Below are 12,692 nucleotides of genomic sequence, written 5' to 3' on the forward strand. Positions count from 1 at the left end.
CCCCTACTTAGTCTGCCCATGCCAGCCGACGAGGTGGCGTCTCGATGGGTGTGATCGGTTGCCCGTGCCGAGCGAACATCTGCCCAAGTTCCGTCCGACCGCGCTCAACGACCTCAAGCAGTGGGCCAGGGTCGATGGTGTCCGGCAGCGGAGTGTCGGTGGTCAGGTCTCGAACGGAGATGGGGCGGCACAACCACTGGTGCAGCGCCCGCCGATCGATGGCAGCCTTCTCCCGGTCGCCGAGCATCCACACATCCGTCTTGTACGGCGTGCTGTCGCTGCCGAGCGCGGAAAGAAGACCAGAATGGCGTACCAGACAGGGGTAACAGGTCCCGCAGTGATAGTGCTCGGCGACCGGTCGATCCCGTGGTGGGCGCCCACAGCTGATGGTGGCATGGGTGAGCGTTGCCGGGGCCAGACCGGCGTTCAGGGCCTGCTGGCAGACCTCTCCCTTGGTGAGGTGCAGGTACGGGTTGACGACGGTCACCCCGCCGCCGAGCGCGTCGATCAGTGAGTTGAGCAGATGCAGTGTCCTGGGATGTACGGATTTCGTGGAGCAGGCGGCCGCCCGGGCCGGTGTGAGCGGAGGATTGACGGCGAGTTGCCCGTTCTCCGGTACGACCACCTGTGGCACCCCCGTGGGCGGCGGCGAGGTAGATGGCGGTGGCGAGATAGAGCAGCCCGCGGGTACGCGCGGATTTTTCCAGCTTCCTCGTGAGACGGACCTGCTGCGACGCCTTGAGCTGCTCGATGTCGCGACAGGCCGAGCTCTCGATCGCACTGAGAGTCTGGTCCTGCTTGCTGCTCTACTGGGGTTCGAAATAGGAGACGAGCAGGAGGGGGTCGGCCGCGACCTTGGCCCGCTCTGCCGCCCACGCGGTGGAATCGAGCCCTCCGGAGAACAGAGCCACTTCTCCCACCTCGGCGTAGGTGGTCCGTCCCTGCTGGGGCCATCGCTGCCCGCCGGCCCGGATGTTGATCGTCCATTGATCCGCGCTTAACGTCTCCGCGAGGCGGGACAGCAGCCGCAGCGTCGGCGGGCTCCAGACGGAGGGGTCGACCACCTCCACGGAGAGGTCGATCCTTCGGGTCCAGCCGTCGACTGCGTACTCGCGCAGCGACAGCTTGTCGGCCAGGTACACGGCTCGGGCGATCTGCAACAGGTCCTGGGCCCAGTCCGGGCGGTCCTGGGGTACCTCCGCCAATTTCTGCAACCGCTCGTCGGCGTGCTCCAGCAGTGGCCATCCGATGGTCTCCCGCTTCCTATCGGTGGACACGCCGCCCCGGGCTGCGTAGTGATACGCGAGGCTGGCCCGGCTCACGCCGCCAACTCCAATCCGCTGTCGCCGAGCCCGAGGGCCTGCGCCACGGTGGTGGTCAGCAGGTCCTTGGCGACATCGGCGAGCCGTGGTGGCTCCGGCCCATGTTTGACTGCCTCGGCGCAGGGGTTGGGCAGCACCTTGACTACCTGGTCGGCAACGAAGCCAGCCACCACATCGGTCGGGTCGAGGATGGCCAGTGCCGGTACGGCGATCTTGACGTTTTCCGCGATGAGGATGTGTACGAATTCGCCGACCACCTCACCGAAGAACGCCCGATACAACGCGCAGAACAGCTCGCCGGTGACCGGTCTTGGACGGCCAGGGTCGGCGAGCGGTCCTTCCTGAGTCACGAGGTGTTCCGCGACGCGTCGGGCGGCCCGGCGGACGGCGGCGTCCACGATGAGTTGGCCATCGCCGGCGATCTGACCGACGAACCGCCGGACGAACTCGTCGGCGTCATCCCCTACGGCCAAGTCCCCCACCAGCGAAAGATCCGCTCGCCCGAGGCCATCGAGGAACTCGATCAGCCGTCCGCCGGCCTGCTCCGCTGCCGCACGGATGCCGAACGCCTCCGGATCTGCGTTCAGGGCGTCCCGCAACGATCGCTGGTACTGGGCCGCGATCGCCTCGGCGCGCTGTTGGTCATGCTCGAGTAGTTGATCGGGTCGGCTGGTGGCGTCCGGCGTCCAGGTGCCCAGCCGGCCTTTGGCAGCGGTCCAGCTGCCGTTCTTCGGACCTGGTAGACGCGTCGAGGTGCCCATGCCGACCTCCCGAGGGGATGGGAAGGACGTCGAGCAGAGTCTATTGATACCCAGCGTGTTTGACCAGATGCACTACGTACGCGAGTGGTGGTTTCCGCTGATCAAGCGGCGAAACGGTAAGTGCGCAGCCTGAGCCGGAACATGACGGCCGGGGCGGAAGGGTCGGCGCATGCGGGAGGATTCACCGCGCTGGGAACAGATCAACTCCAGCTCGTACATCTGGGAGCAGGACGGCCGCCCGGGAAGCCCTTGCAGATGCCCTCCTGACGCTGCTGGAACTCGACGATCCGGTAGCGGCGGACGTGCAGCGACGACTGGAAGATGTCGGCTGGGAAGAGCTAGGTGCCGGAGCGAACCGGGGAGAGCCAGATGGATGATCCGATTCTCGCGGCCATCGCGGTGGCCCTGTCGACCCGTGCCGTAGAGGGCATGGCCGACGCAGGAAAAGCAGCGTTTGCCTCGTTGGTGCGCCTTGTTCGCCGCAAGGCCGCGGACCACTCTGGCCTACGGACCTTGATCGAGGCCGAGCCAGCGTCATTGACATCCGATGACCGAGATGTTGCTCTACGGCGGGCGCTGGTCGACGCGGCCGCGCAGGATCCGCTCTTTGATCAAGAGCTACGCCGGCGCTGGGAGATCTTCCAGCAGGCAACCGTGAGGGCCGACACGGTGACCAACACGGTCTCGGGCCGCGTCGCCGGACCAGTGGTGCAGGCTGGTGCGCGGGGTGCCCGAGTTGCCGTGAACTATCCTGGCTTGCTCGACTTGGCCGCACGTGCGCACAGGCGGCTTGTCCTTACCACCGAAAGGCACCTGCATGGCACCACCAACCAAGATCCAGAATGCGGATGAGGCCATTCGCTGGATCAAGGAGGGCCGGTCGTACGCCTGGATGACAGCGGAGCACGAGCGGAAGTACAACATCAGGATCAGCGCGTCCGGATGGAGTTACTTCCGCGGCAAGAATGGTCTCGACGCGCGCGCTGTCTCCGACGAGGAGTTGGTGCCATGGTCAGTCAAGCACCAGCACCGCAACAACTACTACCTGTACTGCCTGCGGCAGGAGGGCCGGCGACGTCACGGCAAGAAGCTCGATGAACACGCCGAGACTCGGGTCAACGCCTTTCTGCGCGACCTGGCGGAGCAGCGCGTGGTGGTTGATTACGATCCGAGCACGGAGAACGGCTTTCGCCTTGTTCTACGAGAGGCGCAGGACGAAGGCAGCCTGGTCCGACGGCCCGCGAAGACGGGTGCCCGAAGGCGGCGGGGCCCGCAGTAGGAGGACGGCAGCCGTTCCTTTGACTACCTTTCGTGGCGACCGAGCCGGGTTGCCTCGGATAGCCGCCGTCGCCAATCCTGCGTACGACCCGACTACCGGCAATTTCAATCCGGTCTCCACGTGTTCGAAGCGTGGTTCAGGAGGGCCGTGGCCAGCAGTTGCCGTGATTCTTCTACGGAGCTCTTCGGTTGGTCACGTGCCCCGTGGTCGGATGTCTCCCACACGCTCCTCATCAGCCTTCGTACTTCTGGAATCGCATGCATGTGCTCAAACCAGACATCGGTCGCTCTGCTTACGCTTTTCGTTGAATAGCGCTGCTCGCGATCGCGCCATCCGAGTCTGTAGGCCCTGCCTTGAGAAAACGAGGAGACGCTCACTAGCCCGTCTTCCAGGTCGGCGATCTCCCTGCCGTCGCTGACGCTTCCACGAATGAAGGAGTGTTGGCTCAGCGACCGCTCCTCCCACATGGATCGCTCTGGGCCGATTGAAGCGACAGCGGTGTGCATTTTCACGCCTGGAAGAATTCCTCGCCATCCGAGCCACGGATCGTAGGTGGGCTGCCGAAATCCTACGAAACCATTAAAAGGGTCATCCTGGTGAAAATCAGTCACGACGCAGTTGGTGTAGACGCCGAAGAGGAGGAGCGCCGGTGTATCGAAGACGTAGAAGACTGATCCCTGCTTGCGCCGCTCCTCGGCTGCGTCCCGAGCAGACGCCTGATTCAAGAACATCGCGGCGCTTCCCTGGTAGCTGCGGATCCACTTCGAGTGCCACGCGTTCCGACCCTCAAGGAGAAGGGTGACTCGCTTGGGCGCAATGCCCACGAGTACGTCGTGCTCGTCGCCATCCTCCGGCCACTGGTATGGGCTGATTCTCACCGCTTCTCCTCGACCGTGGATCATGACTTAGGCGTGGACGCGAATCGTACACCTCGGTAAGAGACTTTGTGCCTTGCGCATGGTCGGTTCGCTGGCCGTCCACGGCCGCAGGCATTCCACGTCCGGTTGCCACCGCCGCTGCGGTCGATCACGCAGTTGTGGTGCCTATTAGCTGACGATTTGCCATCTATCGTTGCCCACCACAACTCCATGATCGACGGATTATGGGAACGGAGGGCGGCGAATGGGGCCGGAGCTGAGTAGGGAGCGGGAGGGGGTGCCAACGAGCGTGATGACACGCGGGCATCAATATGCTTCAGAGTCATCACGCTCAAAGTGAACAGTGGCGTGGCGGTCTGCTGGCCGAGTTGGCGTCGCTGTCTGGGCAAACACGGCGAGGGGATGCCGACAGGCGGCATCCCCTCAATAAGTCGGCGTCAGTTGCCGAACGTCTCCCGCGCCCGGATCGAGCGCCTGGAACGGGGCTCCCGGACCGTCTTCTGGCTGCCCTACTTCCTCAGCGACGAGCTGATGGGCAAGGTCGGCCAGCTCGCCAGGATCAACTACCTGCTGGGCAACGGCACTGGCGACCGGCTCAACTCGCTGGCCGCCGACTGGCCCCTCGCCGACCGGCAGCAGGGCCGGGTCTACCTCCAGCAGCGCCAGACCCAACTGCGCGGCACGCTGATCAGCGCCATGATGCAGGCGTACGGGTCGGCCACGTCGCGCGGCTCCGACGTGCAGGACGACACCATCGGGGTGTTCCACACCCTCGCCGAGGGCCTGCACGTCGGCGACCCTCGGGGTGGCACCCTCGCCGAGGCGTTCGCCAACCTGACCGGGGAGCTCCTCGCCTGGTCCTACCCGGGCCGTCCGGCCATGCCGGACGACGAGAAGCCCGTCACCCGCGGCGAGATGACCAAGATCCTGGAGTACGCCCGGCTGGCCGCCGCCGACCCCGCCCGCGGCGTCAGAGGTCAACGACAAGGCCCTGGACGGTCTCAAGTTCGGCGCCGCCCTGCCGAAACGGTTGGCCGCAGCCACACTGGCTGCGCGCCTGGCCGACCTAGAGGGCGCTGCCGTGGTGCTGGACGAACCCGTACGGTTCGTCATCGTCTAGTAGTGGATGCACTGGTTACTCAGTGAGTTTCGGCGATGGCGGGTCATCGGCGGGGGGTTTCGCTGGCGATGGTCATCTCCCGGGGCAGGGCCGCCGCCCGCAGCGCCCAGTCCAGCGCGTAGTCGGCGATCTTCTCCCAGCCGTCCTGCCCGACGGTGAAGTGCGAGCGGCCGGGAAACTCCTCGTACGCGGTGAGGGCCCGGGACTTCTGGTAGAGCCCGGCGTTGGTGCGGACCACCGACGCCGGCACCACGTGGTCGGACCCGCCGGCCATCAGCAGCAGCGGCGCCCGATCAATACGACCGACGTCGACCCGGGCCGGCGAGCGCGGGTCGAGGTTGGCGAACGCGCCCTCGAAGAAGACCCGCCCGGCGCCGGGGACGGCGTAGCGCCGCCAGGCCCGGTCGGAGTCCTCGCGGCTCATCGTGTTGCCGAAGGTGTAGGCGAAGTCGTCCGGGGTGAACGGGACGGCCTTGCCGCGGTTGGCGGGGCTGCGCAGGATGGGGAAGCCTGAGCGCAGTTGGCTCAGCGGCACCTTGAGCACGCCCTTCACCGCCGCGGGATGCACTCCCACCACCGCCGCGCCGAGTCCCCGGTCGGCGAGGACCTGGGCGAACAGGCCGCCGAACGAGTGCCCCATGATGATCGGCGGTCGGGGTAGTGCCCGGATGATCCGGTCGTAGTGCGCCACGATGGTGGCCATGCTCTGCTCCGCGATCGGGCCGGGGTCGTCGCGCAACTCCTCCACGGACCGGTCCATGCCGGGCCAGGCGGGGGCGATGACGTGCATGCCGCGCTCGGTGTACCGCTGGGCCCACCCCTCCCAGCTGCGGGGCGTCATCCAGAGCCCGTGGATCAGCACGACCGTGTCGACCTGACCCTGCGGCGTGGCACCCATCGCGTCCTCCCGGTGTCGCGGCGTCCGGCCGAGCGGTTACCCGCTGCCGCGCCGGGAATTCCTCCGCCGCTTGCTCGACACGGCGAAGCGCGCTCGGGCCGGACATGGCAGTGAGCGTGATGACTCAGGGACATCGTGATGACTCAGGGACATCACGCTCGTCGCGGTATTTGGTCTCGCGGAGGTCACTCTCCGTGACACCTGGCCCCTGACAAATGTCACGGCCGGGAGGTGACGGCCGCTCCGGGCATCGGGGTACGCGCCGCCGGAGCATCAGTGGCATGACCAGTACGCATCCGGCTGTCGAGTTGGACGGCCTCACCAAGCGCTTCGGCGCGGTCACCGCTGTCGACGGGTTGAGCCTACGGGTGCAGCCCGGCGAGGTGGTGGCCTTCCTCGGCCCGAACGGCGCGGGCAAGACCACCACCATCGACATGCTGCTCGGGCTGTCCCGCCCGGACACGGGCACCGTCCGCGTCCTCGGCGGCACGCCGGACGACGCGGTGGCCCGAGGCCGGGTCGCCGCCGTGCTCCAGACCGGCGGGCTGCTCAAGGACCTCACAGTGGGCGAGACGGTACGGATGACCGCCCACTTCTACCGGCACACCCGCCCGGCGGCGGAGGTGTTGGAGCGGGCCGGCATCACCGACATCGCCGACCGGGTGGTCGGGCGCTGCTCGGGCGGTCAGCAGCAACGACTGCGCTTCGCGCTGGCCCTGCTGCCCGACCCGGACCTGATGGTGCTCGACGAGCCGACCACCGGCATGGACGTCGAGGGTCGGCGGGACTTCTGGCAGGCCCTGCGCCGCGATGCCCGGCGTGGACGGACGGTCATCTTCGCCACCCACTACCTCGACGAGGCGGACGCGTACGCCGACCGGATCGTGCTGGTCCGGCAGGGGCGCATCGTCGCCGACGGCACCACAGCGGAGATCAAGAATTTGGCGGCCGGCCGTACCGTGCGTGCCACCCTGCCCGGCGCCGACCAGGCCGCGCTCGCCGCGCTGTCCGGGGTGGACGCCGTGGAGGTGCGCGGCGACAGCGTGCTGGTGCGGACCGGCGACTCGGACGCCGTCGCCCGGCACCTGCTGACCCGGACCGCCGCCCGGGACGTCGAGATCACCTCCCGCAACCTCGAGGACGCCTTCCTCGCCCTGACCACAGCGCAGACCGGAGCCTGAGATGACCACCTCCACCCCCACCCGCTCCGCTGTCACCGAGCCGGACCGTCGGCTGCCCGCGCTGGGCGGGTTCGCCCCCGGCGCCCTGCTCATCGAGCTGCGCCGGGTGCTGCGAAACCGCCGCACCCTCGCCTTCACGCTGATCATGCCGGGCGTCTTCTTCCTCATCTTCGGCCTGCCGCAGGGCGGGCAGTCACTGGACAACGGTCGACCGGTGACGGCGTACGTCATGATCAGCCTGGCCGTCTACGCGGCAATGGTGGCGACCACCAGCGTCGGTGGCGCGGTCGCCACCGAACGGGCGCTGGGCTGGAGCCGGCAACTGCGGCTCACCCCGCTCCGCCCGGCGGCGTACGTGGCGACCAAGCTGATCACCGCGATGAGCCTCGGTCTACTCGCGGTGGTCATCGAGTTCCTGGTGGGTGCCGTGGCCGGCGTCCGCGTCCCGGCGTACGTCTGGCTGCTGTCCGGGCTCGCCGCCTGGGTCGGCTCGCTGGTCTTCGCCGCGTTCGGTCTCTTCATCGGCTACCTGGCGCCGGCCGAGAACGTCATGCAGATCATCGGCCCCGTGCTGGCGGTGCTGGCCATGTTCGGCGGGCTGTTCGTTCCGGTCGAGGTCCTGCCGGACGTGCTCCAGCAGGTCGCGAAGTTCACCCCGGTGTACGGCATGGGCGTGCTGGCCCGCGCCCCACTGACCGGCGACGGGGTGAGCCTGGCGGCGGTAGCGAACCTCGTCGTCTGGGCGCTGCTCTTCGGCGTCGGCGCGGCCCGGCTGTTCCGCCGGGACACCGCGCGGGTCTGACCGGCCGCGACCGCTAGCGTGAACACGATGGACCTCTCGACCGGGCAGCCCTGGCCGGTGAGCCGCCACTGGCGGGTCACCGGCTGGCTGCTGGCCGCCGTCTGGCTGTTCTTCCTCAACGTGCCGCTCGCCACCGCGCTGCACCAGCCGGAGCTGTGGCGGCGGGTCCTCGGCGTGGTGGCCCTTGTCGTCTTCAGCGTCGGCTACGTGCTGCTGTTCCAGTGGGCCCGCAAGCTGCGCCAGTCGCTGGTGCCGATCCCGGTCGGCCGGGCGCGGGCCGGGCTGGCGCTGCTGCTCGCGGTGGGCCTGGCCAGCCTCCCGGGCACCGAGGGGGACTGGCTGGCCTGCCTGGTCTACGTGGCCGCGGCGGCGGTGTTCCTGCTGCCGCCGTGGGAGGCGTTGGCCGCCGTGGTGCTCTGCGCGGTGACCCCCGTGGTGGCGTCCTGGCTGGTGCCGGGGTGGGAGGCGGAGAACGGCATCGTCTTTGCGGTGCTGCTCGCCTCGTTCGCCATGTTCGGGGTGTCCCGGTTGGCCCAGCGCAACAGCGAACTCCGCGCCGCCCAACAGGAGATCGGTCGGCTCGCGGTCGCCGAGGAGCGGTCCCGCGCCGCCCGCGACCTGCACGACATCCTCGGGCACTCGCTGACCGTGGTGGCGATCAAGGCCGAATTGGCCGGGCGTCTGATCACTGTCGACAGGGAGCGGGCCGCCGCCGAGATCGCCGAGGTGGAGGCACTGGCCCGGGCCGCGCTGGCCGACGTACGACAGACGGTCGGGGCGTACCGCGAGGTCAGCCTGGCCGCCGAGCTGGCCGGAGCCCGCTCCGCGCTGGCCGCGGCGGGCATCGCCGCTGACGTGTCGGCCGAGGTGCCGGAGCTGCCGGAGGAGTGGGACCGGTTGTTCGGCTGGGCGGTACGGGAAGGAGTGACAAACGTGGTCCGGCACAGCGGGGCGCGGTGCTGCGCCATTCGGGTGCACGCGGATCGGGTCGAGATCAGTGACGACGGTCGTGGCCCGTCCACTCCCGACCCGAGCGGGCACGGGTTGGTGGGCCTGCGGGAGCGGGCGCGGCGGCTGGACGCTGTGGTGACCGTCGGCCGGCGGCCGGCGGGCGACGGTTTTCTGTTGCGGGTGCACGCGCCGGGGGAGGCCCGATGAGCGGCGGCTCCACGCCGATCCGGCTGTTGCTCGCCGACGACCAGGCGCTGGTCCGGGGTGCACTGGCCGCACTGCTGTCGCTGGAGGAGGACCTGACGGTGGTCGCCGAGGTCGGCCGGGGCGACGAGGTGGTGCCCGAGGCCCGACGCAGCGCTCCCGACGTCGCTCTGCTGGACGTGGAGATGCCCGGCCTGGACGGGATCGCCGCCACAGCGGCGTTGCGGGCCGCGCTGCCTACCTGCCGGGTGCTGGTGGTGACCACCTTCGGCCGACCCGGCTACCTGCGCCGGGCCATGGAGGCCGGTGCCAGCGGTTTCGTCGTCAAGGACACCCCGGCCCGGCAACTCGCCGACGCGGTCCGCCGGGTGCACGCCGGCCTGCGGGTGGTCGACCCGACGCTGGCAGCGGAGACCCTGGCCGCCGGGGTCAGCCCGCTGACCGAGCGGGAGACCGAGGTGCTGCGGACCGCCCGGGGCGGTGGCAGCGTCGCCGACCTGGCCAGGGCGTTGCACCTCTCCGAGGGCACGGTACGCAACCACCTGTCCGCGGCGATCGGCAAGACCGGTGCCCGCAACCGGGCCGACGCGATCCGGGTCGCCGAGCAGAACGGCTGGCTGCTCGGCGAGTGACGGTGTGCGCCGGTGTTCAGGCGGTCGGCGGTGGGGTGGCCAGTTTGTCGACCACGACGACGCTGCTGCCGGGACGGACCTCGGCGAGCAGTTCCCGCTGACCGCTGCGGGTCAGCCGGATGCAGCCGTTCGTGGTGTTCTCGCCCAGCTCGCCGTCGTGGCTCCAGGTGTGCACCCCGATGTGCGCGCCGCGCAGCCCGGACGGCACCGACTCCGGGTCGTCGGGCACCGAACCGAGGGCGTAGATGTCCACCCCGCCGTAGACCTCCTCGGGCGGTGGGGTGCGGCCCAGGATGAAGGTCCGCCCCAGTGGAGTCTCCTGCCCCGACTGGCCGAGGCTGACCTCCCAGGAGCGCACCGCCTTGCCGGCCCGGTACCAGGTGAGCCGGTGGACAGCGCGTTCCACAACGATCTGGTCGCGCAGCGGCACCGTCTCGAACCCGCCCGGCGGCAGCCAGGCGAGCTGGCGGTTTGCCGAGGGCAGCAGAACGGCCGTCCAGCCGGCGCGTCGCTGGGCGATCGGCATGGTCAGTTCGACACCGCTGATGGTCGGTTCGAGGAAGGCACGCGGCCGACCGCCGGGCGCGTCGTACGCGGCGATCCGGCTGGTCGGGTGCAGGCCGTCGGTCAGCGGTGTGACGTCCATGGTGAACGGATCGGCCGGGAAGCCTCCGGGCGCGGGGTCGTAGTCGACCACCGGCAGCCCGTCCGGGGCGGGTGCGGCCGGGGGGATCGGCTCCTCCGGGCTCTGCTCCACACTGCTCGGAGTGGGGTCGGCTACCACCACGTTGCGGTCGTCGGGGGCCGTCGAGCTGGGGGTGAGGGCCTGGCCGACCAGCAGCGCGGTCACCAGCAATGCGGGTACGCCGATCGCGGCGGCCACCCAGACGCCCCGGCGACGGTACGGATTCTTTCGGTCAAACGGCACGAAACCACTCTATGGTGGCGAGTGCTCCGGGGCCCCCGGTTCGGCGAGACCCGCCGTCCGGAGGCCCCGGCCGAATCAGATTCGTGCGCCGATGTGGATGGCCACGGCGTCGTGCGCCGGCACGTTCGCCGCGAACCAGCCGCTACCGTCCACGGTGATCACCGGTCCGCTGCACGTGCCGTTCGCGTAGGTGCCGTGGATGACGTCGCAGTATCGACCGGCGGGCAGCCCCGTGTAGTAGGAACGGCCGTTCACCGCGGCGTCCTCGTCGTTGACGGTGAGGAAGCCCTTGCCGCTGCGGCTGAACGCGATGTGGTTGTTGCCGTTGTCGTACCAGTTGGCCACACCGGCACCCTCTGTGGCGTTGCGGAAGCCGACCATGTTGGCGATCACCGGCCAACGGTGTTCGCACTCCCAGCCCGAGTAGCAGGTGGTGTTGAGCGTCTTGTTGGCGCCGTCCGACGGAGGGCCGGCGTCCCGGTTGCTGAAGGTGTAGCTGGACATGACGGTCGGGGAGCCGTACGGCCAGGCCAGCATGAAGGCGTTCGCCAGCGCGTAGATGCCCCGGTCGCGGTAGGTCAGCACCCAACCGGAGTCGCGTTGGGTGTCATGGTTGTCCACGAATACCGAAGCCGGGCCGGTGGGCAGGTGTCCCCAGCCCTCGCCGAAGTTGCGCAGGTACGCCAGCCGCTCGGAGCGGAACACCCGGGCCAGGTCCTTGCCGTAGCGGAACTCGTGCACGTCACCGTTGCCGGTGTACTCGGTCGGCTGCACCGGCTCGCCGGCGCCGTAGATGACCTCCTGCACGATGTACGCCGAGCGGGAGAGCTTGCCCCTGATCGCGGCGATGTCGGCGGCCGGCATGTGCTTGCTGGCGTCCATCCGGAAACCGTCGACGCCGAGCGAGAGCAGGTCGTTGAGGTACGAGGCGATCTTCGTGCGGACGTAGTCCGACTCGGTCCTCAGGTCCGAGAGGTTGACCAGCTCGCAGTTCTGCACCTCGTACCTGTCGTTGTAGTTGGCGATGTCGTCGCCGCCATTGCGCCCACAGTGGTGGAAGTCCTGGGTCTGGTAGATGCCCGGGTAGTCGTAGTGCGAGTAGGACGAGCCGGCCCAGCCGGTGCCGCCGTTGTCCTGACCGGACATGTGGTTGATCACCGCGTCGACGATCACCTTGACCCCGGCCGCGTGGCAGGTGTTCACCATCGACTGGAACTGGGCCCGGGTGCCCTTGCGGGACTCGATCCGATAGCTGACCGGCTGGTACGCCAACCACCACTGGTTGCCCCGCACGTGCTCCTGCGGGGGCGAGACCTGCACGTAGCCGTAACCCTTCGGGCCGAGGGTGCTCTGGCACTCACTGGCCACCGAGGGCCAGTTCCACTCGAAGAGCTGGACGATGACCTTCTTGCCGCCGGAGGGGGCGGCGACGGCCGGGGGTGTTGTCACGGCGGTGGGGACGAGCAGGCTGGCGATCAGGCCGAGGGCGAGGAGCGCCGAGCCGCGTCGACGTCGGTGCATGGGGACTCCTGACGGGAGCGGGGGTGGTGGTGCGGTGGGGGAGTGCCGGCTTGCCGGAATCTTGCAAGCCTGGCTGAAATTTGCTGAAAGGTTACAAGCGTGTTGCAGCGACTGTCAATGCATGGACATTCGTCACTGTCCAGGTCGGTGGGTGAGGTGGTTACAACGCACGGCCCCGCCCCTCGGTTCGATTTCCGCCCAGAAATTTCCGCCGG

15 protein-coding genes are annotated in these 12,692 nt (G+C 68.8%); 8 read left to right on the forward strand and 7 right to left on the reverse strand.

Annotated features, from left to right (window positions below; genetic code table 11):
* Positions 1 to 7: 7 nt before the first annotated feature.
* The 3 genes from AB0K35_RS28690 to AB0K35_RS28700 all read right to left on the reverse strand — a co-directional run bounded on the left by AB0K35_RS28690 (position 8) and on the right by AB0K35_RS28700 (position 1,672).
* Positions 8 to 625 (reverse strand): 7-cyano-7-deazaguanine synthase, encoded by a 618-nt coding sequence (locus tag AB0K35_RS28690; protein ID WP_363889291.1) that lies wholly within the window; start codon positions 623 to 625, stop codon positions 8 to 10.
* Positions 626 to 806: 181 nt separating this feature from the next.
* A complete protein-coding gene (locus AB0K35_RS28695) occupies positions 807 to 1,277 on the reverse strand; it encodes a hypothetical protein (protein ID WP_363889294.1) in 471 nt (156 codons plus the stop codon).
* A gap of 41 nt (positions 1,278 to 1,318) precedes the next feature.
* Positions 1,319 to 1,672, reverse strand: a complete 354-nt coding sequence (locus AB0K35_RS28700) for a hypothetical protein (protein WP_363889297.1) — start codon at positions 1,670 to 1,672, stop codon at positions 1,319 to 1,321.
* 3 nt (positions 1,673 to 1,675) lie between these two features.
* On the opposite strand from AB0K35_RS28700, the gene AB0K35_RS28705 reads away from it, so the two are divergent.
* The 3 genes from AB0K35_RS28705 to AB0K35_RS28715 all read left to right on the forward strand — a co-directional run bounded on the left by AB0K35_RS28705 (position 1,676) and on the right by AB0K35_RS28715 (position 3,362).
* Positions 1,676 to 1,978 carry a hypothetical protein gene (locus AB0K35_RS28705; RefSeq protein ID WP_363889300.1) on the forward strand — a complete coding sequence of 101 codons (303 nt, stop codon included), beginning with the start codon at positions 1,676 to 1,678 and terminating at the stop codon, positions 1,976 to 1,978.
* Positions 1,979 to 2,452: 474 nt separating this feature from the next.
* On the forward strand, positions 2,453 to 2,935 hold the full coding sequence (locus tag AB0K35_RS28710; RefSeq protein ID WP_363889302.1) for a hypothetical protein: 483 nt from the start codon (positions 2,453 to 2,455) through the stop codon (positions 2,933 to 2,935).
* A complete protein-coding gene (locus tag AB0K35_RS28715) occupies positions 2,901 to 3,362 on the forward strand; it encodes a hypothetical protein (RefSeq protein ID WP_238670103.1) in 462 nt (153 codons plus the stop codon). The genes AB0K35_RS28710 and AB0K35_RS28715 overlap by 35 nt, the downstream gene beginning before the upstream one ends.
* Before the next feature lie 104 nt (positions 3,363 to 3,466).
* On the opposite strand, the gene AB0K35_RS28720 is transcribed toward AB0K35_RS28715, so the two are convergent.
* A complete protein-coding gene (locus tag AB0K35_RS28720) occupies positions 3,467 to 4,240 on the reverse strand; it encodes a hypothetical protein (protein ID WP_238670102.1) in 774 nt (257 codons plus the stop codon).
* A 336-nt stretch (positions 4,241 to 4,576) separates the two neighbouring features.
* Here AB0K35_RS28720 and AB0K35_RS28725 point away from each other — a divergent pair, with 336 nt between their 5' ends.
* Positions 4,577 to 5,386, forward strand: coding sequence for a hypothetical protein (locus AB0K35_RS28725; protein WP_363889305.1), 810 nt, complete (start codon positions 4,577 to 4,579; stop codon positions 5,384 to 5,386).
* A gap of 17 nt (positions 5,387 to 5,403) precedes the next feature.
* Here AB0K35_RS28725 and AB0K35_RS28730 read toward each other — a convergent pair whose 3' ends face one another.
* Positions 5,404 to 6,258: an alpha/beta fold hydrolase gene (locus tag AB0K35_RS28730; protein ID WP_238670100.1), complete on the reverse strand. Its 855-nt coding sequence runs from the start codon at positions 6,256 to 6,258 to the stop codon at positions 5,404 to 5,406.
* A 281-nt stretch (positions 6,259 to 6,539) separates the two neighbouring features.
* On the opposite strand from AB0K35_RS28730, the gene AB0K35_RS28735 reads away from it, so the two are divergent.
* Genes AB0K35_RS28735 through AB0K35_RS28750 form a run of 4 tightly spaced genes read left to right on the forward strand, consistent with a single transcriptional unit; the run spans position 6,540 to position 10,028 of the window.
* Entirely contained in the window at positions 6,540 to 7,439 is a 900-nt protein-coding gene (locus AB0K35_RS28735) for an ABC transporter ATP-binding protein (RefSeq protein ID WP_363889308.1), read from the forward strand.
* A 1-nt stretch (position 7,440) separates the two neighbouring features.
* Positions 7,441 to 8,241: an ABC transporter permease gene (locus tag AB0K35_RS28740; protein ID WP_357280883.1), complete on the forward strand. Its 801-nt coding sequence runs from the start codon at positions 7,441 to 7,443 to the stop codon at positions 8,239 to 8,241.
* 27 nt (positions 8,242 to 8,268) lie between these two features.
* Positions 8,269 to 9,399, forward strand: a complete 1,131-nt coding sequence (locus AB0K35_RS28745) for a histidine kinase (RefSeq protein WP_238670097.1) — start codon at positions 8,269 to 8,271, stop codon at positions 9,397 to 9,399.
* On the forward strand, positions 9,396 to 10,028 hold the full coding sequence (locus tag AB0K35_RS28750; RefSeq protein ID WP_238670096.1) for a response regulator transcription factor: 633 nt from the start codon (positions 9,396 to 9,398) through the stop codon (positions 10,026 to 10,028). Before AB0K35_RS28745 ends, AB0K35_RS28750 begins: the two co-directional genes overlap by 4 nt.
* 16 nt (positions 10,029 to 10,044) lie before the next feature.
* On the opposite strand, the gene AB0K35_RS28755 is transcribed toward AB0K35_RS28750, so the two are convergent.
* Both AB0K35_RS28755 and AB0K35_RS28760 read right to left on the reverse strand, forming a co-directional pair.
* Positions 10,045 to 10,956: a L,D-transpeptidase gene (locus AB0K35_RS28755; RefSeq protein ID WP_363889314.1), complete on the reverse strand. Its 912-nt coding sequence runs from the start codon at positions 10,954 to 10,956 to the stop codon at positions 10,045 to 10,047.
* Between the two features lie 75 nt (positions 10,957 to 11,031).
* A complete protein-coding gene (locus AB0K35_RS28760; protein ID WP_363889317.1) occupies positions 11,032 to 12,477 on the reverse strand; it encodes an alpha-amylase family glycosyl hydrolase in 1,446 nt (481 codons plus the stop codon).
* Positions 12,478 to 12,692 lie beyond the last annotated feature (215 nt).

Origin of the sequence: Micromonospora sp. NPDC053740, from assembly GCF_040677775.1 — a bacterium.
GTDB classification, from domain to species: domain Bacteria; phylum Actinomycetota; class Actinomycetes; order Mycobacteriales; family Micromonosporaceae; genus Micromonospora; species Micromonospora alfalfae.

Excerpts from the sequence above, each read along its gene's own strand:
- AB0K35_RS28710 (WP_363889302.1), top strand. The coding sequence starts at position 2,453 with ATGGATGATCCGATTCTCGCGGCCATCGCGGTGGCCCTGTCGACCCGT.
- AB0K35_RS28715 (WP_238670103.1), top strand. The coding sequence starts at position 2,901 with ATGGCACCACCAACCAAGATCCAGAATGCGGATGAGGCCATTCGCTGG.
- AB0K35_RS28730 (WP_238670100.1), bottom strand. The coding sequence starts at position 6,258 with ATGGGTGCCACGCCGCAGGGTCAGGTCGACACGGTCGTGCTGATCCAC.
- AB0K35_RS28735 (WP_363889308.1), top strand. The coding sequence starts at position 6,540 with ATGACCAGTACGCATCCGGCTGTCGAGTTGGACGGCCTCACCAAGCGC.
- AB0K35_RS28740 (WP_357280883.1), top strand. The coding sequence starts at position 7,441 with ATGACCACCTCCACCCCCACCCGCTCCGCTGTCACCGAGCCGGACCGT.
- AB0K35_RS28745 (WP_238670097.1), top strand. The coding sequence starts at position 8,269 with ATGGACCTCTCGACCGGGCAGCCCTGGCCGGTGAGCCGCCACTGGCGG.
- AB0K35_RS28750 (WP_238670096.1), top strand. The coding sequence starts at position 9,396 with ATGAGCGGCGGCTCCACGCCGATCCGGCTGTTGCTCGCCGACGACCAG.
- AB0K35_RS28760 (WP_363889317.1), bottom strand. The coding sequence starts at position 12,477 with ATGCACCGACGTCGACGCGGCTCGGCGCTCCTCGCCCTCGGCCTGATC.